We start from the raw sequence: 15,567 nt of genomic DNA, 5'->3' as shown, positions 1-15,567 counted from the left end.
GTCATTTCTTGCGGCGCTTCTCCTTGTACAGGCGCCGGTCCGCCTGTGAGATCAGCTGCTCCACGGCGAGTCCCTCGGCGGTCGCGGCGTACCCGAGGCTCAACCCGAGCCGGCGCAGCCACGGTCTGTCCGTGGTCGCCGCGATCGCCGCGACGGCGATCCGGATCCGCTCGGCCAGCGAGGCACCGCCCTTGGCGTCGGGCTGGTCGAGCACCACGAAGAACTCGTCGCCACCCGATCGAATCACGGCATCGGTCGCTCGCGCCTGTTCTACCAGCAGATTTGCAACAACCTGCAGCAATTCGTCCCCGCAGGCGTGCCCGAACGTGTCGTTGACGACCTTCAGATCGTCCACGTCGATCGCCAACAACGTGACCGCCCGGCCCGAGTCCCGAGCCGCGGTCAGCCGCTCGTCCAGGGCCCGCCGATTCCCCACCCCGGTCAGCGGATCCTGCCGCGCCGCGTGCCATTCGGCATCGTGCCGGGCCGGCAGGTCGTGCGCAGCAAGCGCATGCCGTACGGCGTTCAGCGCGCGCTGCCGCTCCTTCCACCAGGCCCGCGCGACCGATCGGGCGTACGCGAGTCCGGCCGCCGCGCCCGGCGTACCGTCGGCCGCCTCGACCTCCGAGCGGGTCTGGAGCACCAGGACGTGGGTCGATGGGTCGGCCAACGGAATCAGATCGTCGGCCGCCCGATCCGCCGCGGCCTTGGCCTCGTCGGAGTTCCCCTGCGCCTGCAGGGCCCGGGCCAGGTAGGCGCCCGCGATCGCGAGCCGCTCGGTCTCGCCCAGTTTGCTGATCTCGTCGCGGATCTCGGTCAGGTCGGCGACGGCCTGGTCCGGATCCGCGGTGGTCGCGGCGGCGGCGATCCACAAGCGAGCGCTGAGTTTCCAGAACTCTTGCGTCTCGTCGTCGACCACCACCCGCTGGGCCTCGCGCGCCCAGTACGCCGCGGACGCCAGGCGCTCCTCGATCTCCCTTGTATACAAAGGATCGCCGAGCCGTTCGAGCTCGTGTGCCCAGCGCAGGTACGTCTCGGCGAGATTCAACCGGTTGATCGCCGGCGACTCGGCCAGCTCGAAGACATCGACCTCCAGTTGGCTGGCGAGCTCGTAATGCGGAATGCACAGTTCGAAAAGCCGCAGTACGTCGTACGCGTAGCCGAGGCCGGTGTGCGCCCAGGCCGTCAGGCCGTCGTCCCTGGTGCGGTTCAAGGCTGCCTCAGCCGCGACCAGGTCGTTGACCGTGTCACCGCCGCGGCCGCTGCGGGCGAGGTTGATGATGCGGATCGGCAGCGCGTTCGCTTCCCATCCCGGTTCGTCGATCGCGCGGGCGACCTCGATACAGGCGTCGACCGCGCGCAACGCCTCGTCGGCGTCGCTGGCGTGGTGCGCTGTCACACCGCGGACATACTCCGCAGCCGCCAGCCGGTAGCTCGGCACACCGGCCAGCTCGGTCCGGATCGCCTCGATCTCTGCGGCCGCCGTCGCATGCCCACCCGACTGCGCCGCAGTCATCGCGGCGGCGATCCGTACGGTCAGCGCATCGTCCGCCGCCATCTCGCCATTGCCCATACCGCCGACGGCCCTTCCCCTGTCCCGTCACCCGCACTTCGGGCCGGACCGCCCATTGTGACCACCCACCCCCGGTTCTGTCACGACCCGATCCAGCCAACGACCACCTAGTGCCACAAGAAGCGCACTCGGCGTACGGATAACTCAATCGTTTGCGTTGACCCCGGGGACAAGGTTCTACGGTGCGGTGATGAGATTCGCGGTCAGTTACAGCACGCCGGCGTACGGGATGGATCCGGAGCGACTGGTCGCATTCGCGCGACGGGCCGAGGAGTGCGGGTTCGAGGGGTTGTACGTGCCGGAGCATGTGGCGCTGTATCGCGGCGCCACCTTCGGCGGTTACGAGATGCCGACCGATCTGCCGTACGGCGATCCGCTGGAGTTACTCGGCTTCGTCGCAGCGTCCACAGAACGGCTCCTGCTCGGGACAGCTGTGCTGTTGCTGCCGTACCACCACCCGGTGGTGCTGGCGAAGCGGCTGGCGACCCTGGACGTGCTGTCGAAGGGGCGGATGCGGTTGCTCACCGTAGGCCTGGGCAGCCTGCCGGGCGAGGCTCGGGCGGTGGGAGTGGACTTCGCGTCGCGCGGGCGGCGTACGGACGAGGCGATCGACGTACTGCGGCTGCTGTGGTCAGGTGATCGCGTCAGCTACTCGGGTGAGTTCTTCGAGTTCGACGACCTCAGCAGCTTCCCGCATCCGCTGGCAACACTGCCGATCCACATCGGCGGCTCCAGCCGCGCCGCCGCCCGCCGCGCCGGCAGCCGGGGTGACGGGTACTTTCCTGGAGGCGCGCTGACGCCGGACGAGCGTGCGGCTCAATGGGAGCTGGCCAGGGCGGGCCGCAACGACGTCGAGTACACCCGCTGGGGATCCATCGACCTGACACCAGAAGCCGTGGCGGCGTACGAGTCCCAAGGCGTCACGCGGCTGGTCGTCACCACCCCGGACCTGGACGAACTCGCACGCTTCGCCGAACGCTTCCAGCTGACGTAAGCCACCCGCTCGCCGTACCAGAGCCCATTGCTCGGGGGCTGTGAACAGGTCATAACTTGTCCACAGTCCCCATGGCCTGTGCGCTGGGTCAGCCGGCGACCTGTTCGGCGGCGGCTGCGTGTAAGCGGACCGGGAGCGACTCGACGCCGTACACGATCGAGAAGTCGCGGAAGCGGAGCTGTTCCTCGGGGACGGCCAGCGACAGGTCCGGGAAGCGGTGTGCGAGCGCTGTGAACGCGGCGCGGAGCTCCATCCGGGCCAGCTCGGCGCCGACGCACCGGTGCATGCCGTGACCGAACGCCAGATGCGCGGACGACACCGTACGCCGTGGATAGAAGTCCTCGGCGTCCGCGCCGAAGACCAACTTGTCCCGATCCGCGCCGGACAACGACACTGCCACCAGGTCGCCCTTCTTCACCTGATGACCGAACAGCTCCTGGTCGTGCTTGGCGAACCGCGGGAACGCGACCTGCACCACGGTCAGGTACCGCAGCAGCTCCTCGACGATCACGTCGACCGCACCCGGCTCGTTGCGGATCCGCTCGAAGTTCGCCGGATCGCGCAGCAGCACCAGTGTGCCAAGCGCCAGCATGCTCGCGGACGTCTCGTACCCGCCCAGGAACACGCCGTCCGCCAGACCGCCGAGCTCGATGTCGTCGAGGTCGTCACCCTGCTCCCGGATGATCGACCCGATCAGCCCGTCGCCGGGGTTCGCCCGCTGCTTCCGGACGATCTCGAACAGGAAGTCCCGCGACTCCGACGCCGACCCGAACACCCCGATACCGCCGCCGGACAGGTCGAACCGGGCCGGCCCGAGCGCGCGGAACCGATCACGGTCGGACTCCTCGACGCCGAGCAGGTCGGCGATCAGCAGGAACGGCACGTTGAAGGCGAAGTCCGCGACGATGTCGGCGACCGGGCCCTTGGCCTCCATCAGGTCCAGCTGGTCGTTGACGATCTTCTCGATCGCCGGCTCCAGCCGGGCCAGCTTGCGCTTGGTGAACTCGGGCGTGAGCAGCTTCCGCAGCCGCGTGTGGTCCGGCGGATCGGTGAAGCCGAGACCCCCGATGCCCTCCGACGGCTTGTTCGGGTCCGAGCCGACCAGCGGCCGGATGTCGTTGCTGAAGTTCGTGCTGTCGGCCAGCACCACCTTCGCCTCGGCATGACCGCTCACGACGAAGACGTTCAGCCCGAACAGATGAGCCAATTTGTGCACCGGCTCGGTCTCGCGCACCTGGGCCAGCTCCGGGACCGGATCGAGTCCCTCGCGGCGCAACGGCATCGAGACCTGGCGCGGGAACATCCGCATCTTCGACAGGTCGAGACCACCCTTGCGAGTGGTCCTGTTGAGAATGCGGTTGCCGACCCATCTCTTCAGGTATGTCGCAACCATGACTTCCACGCGCCCTCTCTAAACCCGCTGCCCCAACGGCTTGTTACTCAAAGCTAACCTCGCCGGGGACCAGATCTGATGGTCTTGGCACTACTCCGGTAGTGGCGTTGACACCACCATGGGAGGGGGCCATGGCCTGCCAGCAGAGACCTTGTCACGGACCGAGCCTCCACTGCCACCTGAAACCACCTGTACTCCGCCCTGGACTACGACATGCCGTTCCTCGGGGAGGATTCAGGGAAAGTCGAGACGAAAGTCGGATGCGCCTTCACCCGGCAGCTAGTTGCCTCCGACCACATCTGGCTCAGAGATAGTACGGCGTGACGATCCGCAGCACGTCCGCGAGCTTTGTCTTGACTTGATCGGCGTGCGGAATCCGTGTGAGTTTCTTCGCATCCCCGACTCGCAGCCCGTGGTCGGCGAGCACGTACAGCGCCCGCAGCGTGCGGATCGTGTTCGTCACCTCGGGCGCGATCCCCTCGACCGGCGGGTTCGAGAGCTGCCGGATCGCCGGATCGAGCCAGTCGGTCGCGTCGGTGTCGGTCAGCTCCGCCCGCGTCAGCGTCGCCGCGAGCGCGTACCCGAGCCGGTCGTCCTCCATGTCCCGGAGCACGTACGGCGTCGGCGTCAGCAACCGCCCGATCCCGAGCCGGAGCATCTGCACCGGCTCCACCGCCGCGTGCTGCCCGAGCGTCCCGAGCAGGTCCGCTCCGTGCGCCAGGGCGTGCAACCAGCCGAGCTTCTCGTCGTACCCCCGGAGGTCCTCCTCGGCGACGTACCAGCGCTCGAACGGCGGCACCCAGCTCGGTTCGAAGACCCCGGTCGTCACGATCACGTCCAGGATCAACGGCGCGAACGTCCGCGCCTGGATCTCCGGATCCGTGAACCGCGGCACCATCTCGTCGCCGAGCGCCCGCAGCTCGTCCGGCGACAGCACGCCGCGCGAGATCCAGGTCGCGAGCACGGAGTACGCCTCCCGGTCCCGTACGACGGGATCCGGCGACCGCAGCATCCCGACCAGCTCGGCCACCAGTTCCCCCAGCGGCCGCCCTTCCGGAACCGCGAACCCCGCCTCACGCACCTGCGCCCAGTCCGTCATGCGCGGCACCGTAATCCGTCGATGGGCCACCCGGCCACCTCGGGACCAGAAAGGGAAACGGCCCGTGGCCCACCCGGAGACCGGATGCACCACGGGCCGTCGCGACCAGGACCCCTCAGCCCGGCCGGGCCCCTGCCCCGGTCGGGGCCCCTCAACTCCGACCGGGGTGGACTCGTTATGCGTCGCGCTTGCTCGCCGAGAGCAGGGCGATCGTGATCAGCGCGGCCGCCCAGCCCGCGAAGTACAGCAACGCCCACCACGGACCCAACGCGTACTGCGCGTCGGCCTGCGGACCGTTGACCCCGAAGTCCTGCCCCTGGTTCAGGAACGAGCCGGCGTTCTGGAACGGCGACCAGCGCGACATGTCGTCGCCGATCTTCGGGATCAGGTTGAACAGGTTCTCGACCAGCAGCGGCCACAGGATCAGGATCGCGATCGCACCGGCGCTCTGCCGGATCAGGATGCCGACCGCCACCGCGATCACCGCGGACAGCGCGAACACCAGGCCCTGGCCGGCCAGCAGCCGCCATTCCCCGGCGGTGTTGATCGACAGATCCGCACCGTCCTTGAAGATGTTGCCGATGCCCCAGGCACCGAACGACGCGATCAGCCCGACGAGCGCCGACAGCCCGGCGACCACCGCGGTCTTGCCGAGCAGCAGCGCCGCACGCTGCGGGACCGCCTGGAAGCTGGTCCGGATGGTGCCGAACCGGTACTCCGTCGTCACCGCGAGGGCCGCCATCACCATCATGACCATCTGGCTGAGCTGCGCTCCGCCCTGGGTGAGGCCGATGGTCACCGGGCCCTGACTGAAGCCGGAGGCCAGCGCGGCCAGGCCGAGGGTCAGGACGGCCGCGACGATCATGCACCACCACGGCGAGCGGGTGGAGAAGAGTTTGATCCGCTCGACTGCGATCACCGACATGTCAGTTGTCCTCCTTCGGACCCGCGGCCACCTCGACGGCCTCCGGTGCGTCGAGCGAGGTCACGGCGGCGATCTCCTCGTGTGCGTGGTACTCGACCGAATCACCGGTCATCTGCATGAACGCCTGCTCCAGCGAACCGCGCTGCAGCGTCAGTTCGTGCAGCACGATGCCGTGCGCGGCGGCCGCCTCACCGATCTGGTCGGTGGTCAGGTCGCCCTCGACGAACAACACCTTGCCCTCGTCCTCGACGTCCTCGATCCGGGTCGCCAGGTGCTGTTCGTTCAGCACGCCGGCGAACTGGTCGAGCTGCGGCGTCCGCACCTTCACCGTCGTACCGCTGGCGCGGTCGACGAACTGCTGGGTGGTGCTCTGCGCGATCAGCTTGCCGCGGCCGATGACGACCAGGTCCTCGGCGGTCAGTGCCATCTCGGACAGCAGGTGGCTGGAGACCAGCACGGTGCGGCCCTCGTCGGCCAGTCGGTGCATGAAGGTCCGGATCCAGACGATGCCCTCCGGGTCGAGACCGTTCACCGGCTCGTCGAACAGCAGCACCTCGGGGTCGCCGAGCAGCGCGCCGGCGATACCGAGCCGCTGCGACATACCCAGCGAGAAGGCACCGGCCCGCTTGTTCGCGACCGACGTCAGGCCGACCATGTCGAGCGCCTTGTCGACCGATGACTTCGGCAACTTGTTGGACGCGGCCATCCAGGTCAGATGGGCGCGCGCAGAACGGTTCGGGTGCACCCACTTGGCGTCCAGCAGCGCGCCGACCTTGGTCAGCGGCCGGTGCAGGTCGCGGTACCGCTGGCCGTCGATGGTGACCTCGCCGGACGTCGGGGTGTCGAGTCCGAGGATCATCCGCATCGTGGTGGACTTGCCGGCCCCGTTCGGGCCGAGGAAGCCGGTCACCCTGCCGGGTTTGACCTCGAAAGACAGGTTGTCAACGGCAACTGTTGCGCCGTATCGCTTGGTGAGGCCTTTTGCCTCGATCATCGCCGCGCTCCTCGTTCTCCTGGCGTGAATTCGTCCCCGGTCGGGCGGGTTGGGTCGTGATGAGATCAGTATCGAGGCCAGAGGGGTGCCGGGCATCGGACCCCGGGCGGACCCGGTGTGTCCACCCGTGGGTTGATTCTGCCGTCGATCCGCGGGCGGCTGCTATCGGTTAACCCCCTGAGCACAACCCCGACGATCCCCCATCCCGCGGGTGCGCACATCAGCCGAAAGTCGACGTACGGCGTACTTCGGTCGACCGTTGCTGGAAGTCACTCCCAAAAGATCAGTCGACCGGAACGCCGTAGAGCACCAGGTTCTCGCTGTAGCGGTGCGCCGTACGGTCATAGGAGCCCGTGCACGTCACCAACGCCAGCCGGGGCTTGGCTGCACCGTGGAACAGGTCGGCCGGCAGGGCCTCCTGCCGGTAGGTACGGCGCGCGACGATGCGGTACCAGTGCTCGCCGCCGTCTCCACCCGTCACCGCGACCCTGGCGCCGACCGGTACGCCGGAGAGCGGTGCGAACACCCCAAGCCCCTTGGCCGTGTCCACATGACCAGCCAGCAGCACTGTGCCGCCAACAGAGCCTGGCGCCGCACCAGCGGCCCACCAGCCCACGTCGGCTGACGACTGGGGCACCTGCAGTCGACCGTCGCCGCCAGTCGCAACCGGCAGCACGGACGCCTCCAGCACACCGGGCAGCTTCAGACGGACAGGAGGTACGGCGGCCTCCCGGTCCGCGGACGACTTGCCCGCGGCCGGGACCTGTCCGGTGTTGGTGGGCTGTCCTCCGAACATCATCACCAGACCCGCCGCCAGCGCAGCGATGCCCACGAGACGCCGCTTCATCGAGATCGACTTGCCGACCAGGAGAAGGACGACACCGATCCCCATCAGAATCAGGGCGGCCCGGGAGCGGGCCAGGTTGGCCGCTGCTTGCTGGCCGCCCTCGCCGGTTGGCACCACCGGTGTGGTGGTTTCCACGCGACAGGTACCTGTGACCGCGCGCTGGTGCATCTGGATCACCGGCTTGGCGCCGTCGGCCAGTGCCTCGACGGCAGGCGATGCACTGATCGGCAGATCACCTTCTACCAGTGCCAGGTACTGCTGGTGCTCCTGGCGCTGCAGGGTCAGCCAAGCGGCGTCGTACGCGGTGGTCCCGGCTTTGGCCGCGAGTACGTCGAGCTGTCGGCGCTGGGCCGCCGTAGGTGCTGTCGGCAGCAGGATGTTGAGCCGCGTGGCGACGTCGAGTTCCTGCGCGGAGAGCTTGCGATGGTCCCGTTCCAGCTGACCCGCGACCCGCCGTACGCAGGAGGTCCGGCCCTTGGTCGCCGCGGTGTGGGCGGCCTCGATGATGGTCAGGTTGAGCTGGTGGGCGGTGTCGAGATAAGCGACATCCGGTTGCGGTGTCGCCGCGTTCGCCGGTTGCACGATGGCCAGAACGCCTGCCACAACGAGAAGCAGCAGCGCGGGCACTCGGGCAATCCTCACATGATGACAGTAAGTGAGCGGACCGTCGGGGTCCAGACAAACGGAACGGCCCGCCGGTCGGAACCGGCGGGCCGTTTCAGCAGCTCCTGCGATCAGGCTGCGGCGTTCACCTCGGCCGGAGTGTCGGAGATGACCGACTCCCGGCGCTTGGAGATGTAGACGGCAACGGCCAGGATGATCACCGCGACGACCGCGATGATGATCCGGAGCGCCTTGTTCGGGTTGTCGCCGATCGCCGACATCCCGACGACGGCCGGGGCGATCAGGACCGAGACCAGGTTCATCACCTTGATCAGCGGGTTGATGGCCGGACCGGCGGTGTCCTTGAACGGGTCGCCGACGGTGTCACCGATGACGGTGGCCTCGTGCGCGGGCGAACCCTTGCCGCCCCAGTTACCGTCCTCGACCAGCTTCTTGGCGTTGTCCCAGGCACCACCGGAGTTGGCCAGGAAGACCGCCATCAGGGTGCCGGAACCGATCGCACCGGCCAGGTAGCCGGCCAGCGCCGCGGCGCCGAGACCAAAGCCGACGGCGATCGGGGCGGTCAGCGCGAGCAGACCCGGGGTGGCCAGCTCCCGCAGCGAGTCGCGGGTGCAGATGTCCACCACCTTGCCGTACTCCGGCTTGCCCGTGCCCTCCATGATCCCGGGGATGTCGCGGAACTGGCGACGGACCTCGTAGACGACCGCACCGGCGGCGCGGCCGACGGCGTTGATCGCAAGACCGGAGAACATGAACACGACCGCGGCACCGAGGATCAGGCCGACCAGCGTCCCCGGGTTGAACACCAGCGCGTCGGCCTCGAACTTGGCGTAGTTCTCGGCCAGCGAGTTGCGGATCGCGTCGGTGTAGGACCCGAACAGCGCGGTCGCGGCCAGTACGGCGGTCGCGATCGCGATGCCCTTGGTGATGGCCTTCGTGGTGTTGCCGACGGCGTCCAGCTCGGTCAGGATCTGGGCCGCCTCGCCGTCCACGTCACCGGACATCTCGGCGATGCCCTGCGCGTTGTCGGAGACCGGTCCGAAGGTGTCCATCGCGACGATGACGCCGACGGTGGTCAGCAGACCGCAACCGGCCAGCGCGATCGCGAACAGCGCGACCACACCGGACCCGCCCACCAGGAACGCGCCGTACACGGCCGCCGCGATCACCACGGCGGTGTAGACCGCGGACTCGAAGCCGACCGAGATACCGGACAGGATCACGGTCGCCGCGCCGGTCAGCGACGACTTGCCGACGTCCTTGACCGGCTTGTCCTCGGTGCCGGTGAAGTAGCCGGTCAGCGCCAGGATGATGGCCGCCAGCACGATGCCGATGATCACCGAGATGGTCGCGATCAGCCGCGGGTCGCCATCGGTCGCGGCGATCGACTCGGTCGCGCCGGTGAGGTCCTTGAAGCTGCTCGGCAGGTAGACGAACGCCGCCACCGCACAGAGCACGCCGGAGACCACCGCGGAGATGTAGAACGCACGGTTGATCGTGCGCAGACCGTTCTCGCCGGTCCGCGGACGGGTCAGGAAGACACCGAGGACCGCGGTGAGCGCGCCGATGGCCGGCACGATCAGCGGGAAGATCAGGCCCTGCTCGCCGAACGCGGCCTTACCGAGGATCAGCGAGGCCACCAGCATCACGGCGTACGACTCGAACAGGTCGGCCGCCATACCGGCGCAGTCACCGACGTTGTCGCCCACGTTGTCGGCGATCGTCGCCGCGTTCCGGGGGTCGTCCTCGGGGATGTTCTGCTCGACCTTGCCGACCAGGTCGGCGCCGACGTCGGCGGCCTTGGTGAAGATACCGCCGCCGACCCGCATGAACATCGCGAGCATCGCGGCGCCGAAGCCGAAGCCCTCGAGCACCGTCGGGGCGTCACCCTTGAACAGCAGCACGACCAGCGCGGCGCCGAACAGGCCGAAGCCCACGGTCGCCATGCCGACGGTGCCGCCGGTGCGGAACGCGACCCGCATGGCCGGCTCGCGGCCCTCGGCCCGCGCGGCGGCGGCGACCCGGACGTTGGCGCGGGTCGCGAGCCACATCCCCAGGTAGCCGATCGCGGCGGAGAAGCCCGCACCGACCAGGAAGAACACGGAGCGGAAGATCTTCAGTGTGGTCTCGTTGCCGCTGTCGGTGTGCGCCGGCAGCAGGAACAGCAACAGAAACGCGACCACGGCGAAGATCGACAATGTCCGGAACTGCCGGTTCAGGTACGCCGAAGCGCCTTCCTGAACCGCCGCGGCGATCGTCTTCATGTTCTCGGTGCCATCGTTCGCGGCAAGCACCTGGCCCCGGAAGACCATCGCGATGACGACCGCGAGAATCGCGATCACCCCGACGACGATCACCAGTGTGGTGTTGCTCGACGAAAGATCCACCGCTTGTGCAGCAAGCAGCGCGGACATCCGTCCTCCTTGTAGGCAACCCATCCAGGCTTGACGGCCCCGTCTGCCGCAACCGAAGGGTTGGGAAATACGACACAGCGCCAGTGCCTGGCGCGGTGGGTTACTCTAACGGGTTCCTGACCAGACCTGACGACAGGGTGGTCTACGTCATAACCGGTCGGCCCGGCAAGTGCTGTGCCGGAACCTGGGCGCGACGATCACCGAACGTAGTGAGGTGGACACCGTTGCGCCGGGTCAGATCGCCGAGGCGACGTCCGGGTGGATGTCGAAGACCTTGGTCAGGCCGGTGATCCGGAAGATCTTCAGCAGCCGTTCCTGGGTACAGACCAGGGACAGGGATCCGTCATGGGTGCGCACCCGTTTCAGTCCGCCGACGAGAACGCCGAGTCCGGTGGAGTCCAGGAACTCCACGCGTTCCAGGTCGATGACGAGGTCGTAGACCCCTTCGTCGACGAGCGCGGCGATCTTCTCGCGGAGCTTCGGTGCGGTGTAGACGTCGATCTCCCCCGCCACCTCGATGACGGTGCGCCCGCCCTCGGCGCGCGCGGTCAGCGACAGATCCACTTCGGCCTCCGATCCCGTGCAGTGCATGCTGGTTCACTCGCATGCGCTCGGTGAACTGCTGCATTCAACCATGTACGGACCGTGAGTGAGACCCGTTGCCGAAAACTCTTTCATCTCGCCCACCCGAAGTCGATTCCCGTCCGGAAATAACGCGTGCATCCGACCGTGCAGCTCTCAGCTGGTCCTCAGCAAGGCGGTCTGTCCGTGCCAGGGCCTAGGCTCCGGGTATGCGTGCAGGTGGTGAGGCGGCTGCCGTCCTGAAGCGCCTGGCCGCCGGTCGCGACGACCGGCTGACGCACGTCGAGTCGGTGCCGCCGCGAGTGGGACAGACGTGTGCTTGGCCGCGCTGGGTCCCGTCCGAGGTCCTGGACCAGCTGCGGGACGCCGGCATCACGGCCCCTTGGACTCATCAGGTGGCGACGGCTGAGGCGGCGTACGCCGGGAAACACGTGGTCGTCGCGACCGGGACGGCGTCCGGCAAGTCGCTCGGGTACCTGTTGCCGGCCTTTGCCACGTTGAGCATCGCGCAGGCGGCTTCACCACACCGCCGTACGGCCTCTGTGTTGTACCTGTCTCCGACCAAGGCACTCGCACACGATCAGCTCCGCGCGGTCTCGGCGTACACCGTGCCCGGTCTGCGGGCTACGACGCTGGACGGGGACTCGGAGCGGACCGAGCGCGACTGGGCGCGTGACCACGGGACGTACGTGCTCAGCAACCCGGACATGCTGCACCGGTCGGTCCTGCCGAACCATCAACGCTGGGCGCGCTTCCTGGGCTGCCTGCAGTACGTCGTGGTTGATGAGTGCCACCACTACCGCGGCGTCTTCGGTGCGCACGTGGCCGGCGTACTGCGGCGGCTGCGTCGGGTGTGTGCGCAGTACGGGGCCCATCCGATCTTCGTCTCCGCCTCGGCGACAGTGGCCGAGCCGGCGGTGTCAGGTGAGCGCTTGACCGGGCTGCCGATGGTGGAGGTGCTCGAGGACGGCTCTCCGCGCGGCGGCATCGCGTTCGGCTTGTGGGAGCCGCCCCTGACCTCTATGCGCGGCGAGAACGGCGCACCGGTACGTCGGTCCGCGACAGCCGAGGTGGCGGACCTCCTGACCGATCTGGTCGTCACAGGTGTCCGTACGGTCGCTTTCGTCCGATCGCGGCGTGGAGCCGAGTCAGTCGCGCTGACGGCCCGGGAGAACCTGGCTGAGGTCGATCCGACGCTGATCGACCAGGTGTCGGCGTACCGGGCCGGCTACCTGCCTGAGGAACGGCGGCGGCTCGAGGGGATGCTGCAGAGCGGTGAGCTCACTGGCGTCGCTGCGACGAACGCTCTCGAGCTGGGCATCGACATTGCCGGGCTGGACGCCGTACTGCTCTCTGGCTGGCCTGGTACGCGCGCATCGCTCTGGCAACAGGCTGGACGCGCAGGCCGGGCCGGTGGGGACGCGGTCGCGCTGCTGATCGCACGGGACGACCCGCTGGACACCTACCTGGTGCGGCATCCAGCAGCGATCTTCGGGCGTCCGGTCGAGGCAACAGTGTTCAACCCGGAGAACCCGTACGTGCTCGGTCCTCAGCTGTGTGCGGCCGCCCAAGAGCTACCACTCACACCCGACGACTTCGAGGTCTTCGGTGAGACGACGCCACAGGTGATCGCACAGCTCGTGCGGCAGGGCGCACTGCGCGAACGGCCGCACGGATGGTTCTGGACGCGCCGCGAGCGGGCCGTCGACGCCATCGACATCCGGTCGGCCGGCGGGAAGACGGTGCAGATCGTGGAGGACCAGACCGGTCGTCTGCTCGGCACGGTCGACGGCGGCTCGGCCCACGCGTCGGTCCACGAGGGTGCTGTCTACGTCCACGCGGGTGAGTCGTACCTGGTGCGGTCGCTCGACCTCGAGGAGCACGCCGCGGTCGTCGAGCCGGCCTCTCCGGACTACACGACCTTCGCGCGGGACGTGACCGAGATCAGCATCCTCGCCACCGAGGAGACGTGCTCCTGGGGTACGGCGGAGTTGTCGCGCGGCTGGGTCCAGGTGACGAGTCAGGTCATCTCGTACCAGCGCAAGCTGATCGCGACCGGCGACGTACTCGACGAACAGCCGCTCGACCTGCCCGAGCGCACCCTGCGGACCAAGGCCGTGTGGTGGACCATGCCTGACACCGTCGTCGAGCGCCTCGGGCTGGACGACGTACCGGGAGCCGCTCACGCCGCCGAGCACGCGTCCATCGGACTGCTCCCACTCTTCGCCACCTGCGACCGCTGGGACATCGGCGGCGTCTCCACCGCCCGCCACGCCGACACCGGCCAACTGACGGTCTTCGTGTACGACGGCCACCCCGGAGGCGCCGGCTTCGCCGAACACGGGTACGCCGCTGCGCGCGAGTGGTTGACGGCGACACGCGAGGCGATTGCACACTGTGAATGCACGGACGGATGTCCGTCGTGCGTACAGTCGCCCAAGTGTGGGAACCAGAACAACCCACTCGACAAGAGCGGCGCCGTGGCGCTGCTCTCCGCATTACTGAGCAGTGAGGCCTGAAGGGCCGGCAGTAGCCGGCAGATAGGCGGGGTCGCCATGGCCGTTCTCGGAATCGTCCTGATCGTGCTGGTCGTGCTGTTCGGGCTCGGCGTCTCGGTCTCGTCGACCGCTTCCACCAAGCTGGAGGTCTTCGGCGTCGACTTCGGCGTCTCGGTGCCGACCATCTATTTCCTCGGCGCGCTCACCGGCGCCGCCCTCCTCGTCGGCCTGTGGCTGCTCAAGAAGGGCCTCGGGCGCGACCTGCGCCGCCGCAAGGAGATGCGCCAACTGCGCGCCAAGGTCACCTCGGGTGACAGCGTCCCGGAAGTGTCCACGGAGCGCGACGGGGCCACCACTGACGCCACTGACGCCGCCTCCGATGAGCCTGCGGCGATCGAGGAGCAGTCCGCCGAGACCCACCAGCCCCACTGATCAACACCGTTGCCCTTGGCATCAGTAGCTATCCGAAATCCCCTGCATTGCTGTAATATCTCAGCAGCCTCACAGCCTCCGCACGGTGGTCGCACGGCGACCCGGCAACCGGATATCGATGCCTTGCGCAACGACATCCGGATGGCAGTTAGTTGCCATTGGCATCAAGTTTCGCGGGATCGGCATAACCCCCTCGGTCACACCTGTGCCTTACTGGTTGTGGCGTCAACGTCGCGCTGAGTCACTGCCGGCATACCCGGCTCGCGCCACGGGTCCCGACGACCCGACGCCACGAGATGGCACGACCTCTGGAGGTTGTCTTGATCATCCGAAAGCTGTTCAGTCGCACCGGCGTGGTGGTGCTCGCGGTCAGCGTGGCCATTGCCACCGCCGTACCGGCCCAAGCCGCGAACCCGGCACCCAGTGGTTCGAAGACCCCGGGCGTATCGGTGGGTGTGGCCCAACAGATCGCCACTCGCTCCGACACGCGCTACTGCCTGACCTTCGTCACGGCCGACAAGGTCCCGATGGCGGTCATGATGGCGTGCGCCCCGGGCAAGGAGGGCAAGACCCAGGAGTGGATCTACACCGAGTCCGGCCAGCTGCTGGTCGCAATGAGCAAGAGCGTCGGTGGCGCCCTTGCGACGACCGGAGCCTGCCTGGACAGCGGCGCGGACCTGGCCAAGGTGCCGGCTTCTGCTCCACTGCTGGTCCTGCCCTGCCGTAGCGGCGACGGGCAGAAGTGGAACTACGACGAGGCCACCGGCACGTTCGTGAACGCCGCCAGTGGGCTCGCCCTGACGTCACTGCTTGGCAAGGGGAAGGCCAAGCAGGCGCAACCGACCGGCACGATGAGCGCTGCCGGCACACCGATCCAGGCCTGGGCCGGTCTTCCGGTGCCGAGCCTGGATATCCTGGGCGCGGTGCTGGCCCTCGTGAACGCGCTGCTGGCATCGCTGGGCCTGGCCCTGCCGCTGCCGATCGCGGGCGCGGCCGCCGGCCTGCTGTCGGTGATCGGCAGCCTGCTCCCGATCCCGGCGCAGATGACGACGCTGCCGAAGCAGATGATGCAGCTCGCTCAGAGCTGAGTTGATTCGAACACCGACCAACGAGAGGACGGCCGGCCCCGACATCGTCGGGGCCGGCCGGGTGGACTCCGTGTGGGGGGCGGGGGGGGCGAGGCAGTGTCGTT

General features: G+C 68.2%; 12 protein-coding genes. 4 read left to right on the top strand and 8 right to left on the bottom strand.

Annotated elements, in window-relative coordinates:
* Position 1: 1 nt before the first annotated feature.
* Complete coding sequence (locus tag ACWF0M_RS13080; protein ID WP_452235854.1) at positions 2–1,573, bottom strand: diguanylate cyclase domain-containing protein; 1,572 nt, start codon at positions 1,571–1,573, stop codon at positions 2–4.
* A gap of 190 nt (positions 1,574–1,763) precedes the next feature.
* Between ACWF0M_RS13080 and ACWF0M_RS13075 the strand changes: the two genes are divergently transcribed.
* Entirely contained in the window at positions 1,764–2,567 is an 804-nt protein-coding gene (locus ACWF0M_RS13075) for a TIGR03619 family F420-dependent LLM class oxidoreductase (protein ID WP_452235853.1), read from the top strand.
* Between the two features lie 88 nt (positions 2,568–2,655).
* Here the strand turns inward: ACWF0M_RS13075 and ACWF0M_RS13070 are convergent, their stop codons facing one another.
* The 7 genes from ACWF0M_RS13070 to ACWF0M_RS13040 form a co-directional block, all read right to left on the bottom strand.
* Positions 2,656–3,960, bottom strand: coding sequence for a cytochrome P450 (locus ACWF0M_RS13070; RefSeq protein ID WP_452236095.1), 1,305 nt, complete (start codon positions 3,958–3,960; stop codon positions 2,656–2,658).
* A gap of 304 nt (positions 3,961–4,264) precedes the next feature.
* Positions 4,265–5,059: a DUF2785 domain-containing protein gene (locus tag ACWF0M_RS13065; protein WP_452235852.1), complete on the bottom strand. Its 795-nt coding sequence runs from the start codon at positions 5,057–5,059 to the stop codon at positions 4,265–4,267.
* A gap of 175 nt (positions 5,060–5,234) precedes the next feature.
* Positions 5,235–5,984, bottom strand: coding sequence for a hypothetical protein (locus ACWF0M_RS13060; protein ID WP_452235851.1), 750 nt, complete (start codon positions 5,982–5,984; stop codon positions 5,235–5,237).
* A 1-nt stretch (position 5,985) separates the two neighbouring features.
* Positions 5,986–6,978: an ABC transporter ATP-binding protein gene (locus ACWF0M_RS13055; RefSeq protein WP_452235850.1), complete on the bottom strand. Its 993-nt coding sequence runs from the start codon at positions 6,976–6,978 to the stop codon at positions 5,986–5,988.
* A gap of 283 nt (positions 6,979–7,261) precedes the next feature.
* Entirely contained in the window at positions 7,262–8,467 is a 1,206-nt protein-coding gene (locus ACWF0M_RS13050; RefSeq protein ID WP_452235849.1) for a DUF4142 domain-containing protein, read from the bottom strand.
* Positions 8,468–8,559: 92 nt separating this feature from the next.
* Complete coding sequence (locus ACWF0M_RS13045) at positions 8,560–10,863, bottom strand: sodium-translocating pyrophosphatase (protein ID WP_452235848.1); 2,304 nt, start codon at positions 10,861–10,863, stop codon at positions 8,560–8,562.
* A gap of 234 nt (positions 10,864–11,097) precedes the next feature.
* Positions 11,098–11,427, bottom strand: a complete 330-nt coding sequence (locus ACWF0M_RS13040; protein ID WP_130387202.1) for an STAS domain-containing protein — start codon at positions 11,425–11,427, stop codon at positions 11,098–11,100.
* Between the two features lie 227 nt (positions 11,428–11,654).
* Here ACWF0M_RS13040 and ACWF0M_RS13035 point away from each other — a divergent pair, with 227 nt between their 5' ends.
* The 3 genes from ACWF0M_RS13035 to ACWF0M_RS13025 all read left to right on the top strand — a co-directional run bounded on the left by ACWF0M_RS13035 (position 11,655) and on the right by ACWF0M_RS13025 (position 15,463).
* A complete protein-coding gene (locus tag ACWF0M_RS13035; RefSeq protein WP_452235847.1) occupies positions 11,655–13,964 on the top strand; it encodes a DEAD/DEAH box helicase in 2,310 nt (769 codons plus the stop codon).
* Positions 13,965–14,000: 36 nt separating this feature from the next.
* The gene (locus tag ACWF0M_RS13030; RefSeq protein WP_452235846.1) at positions 14,001–14,375 is read left to right on the top strand and encodes a hypothetical protein; all 375 of its coding nucleotides are present in this window, start codon (positions 14,001–14,003) and stop codon (positions 14,373–14,375) included.
* Between the two features lie 320 nt (positions 14,376–14,695).
* A complete protein-coding gene (locus ACWF0M_RS13025; protein WP_452235845.1) occupies positions 14,696–15,463 on the top strand; it encodes a hypothetical protein in 768 nt (255 codons plus the stop codon).
* The last annotated feature ends 104 nt before the right edge of the window (positions 15,464–15,567 follow it).

This window comes from Kribbella sp. NPDC055110 (assembly GCF_053607525.1).
Note: the sequence above shows the minus strand (reverse complement) of the source record. Positions and strands in the feature narration are given on the sequence as shown.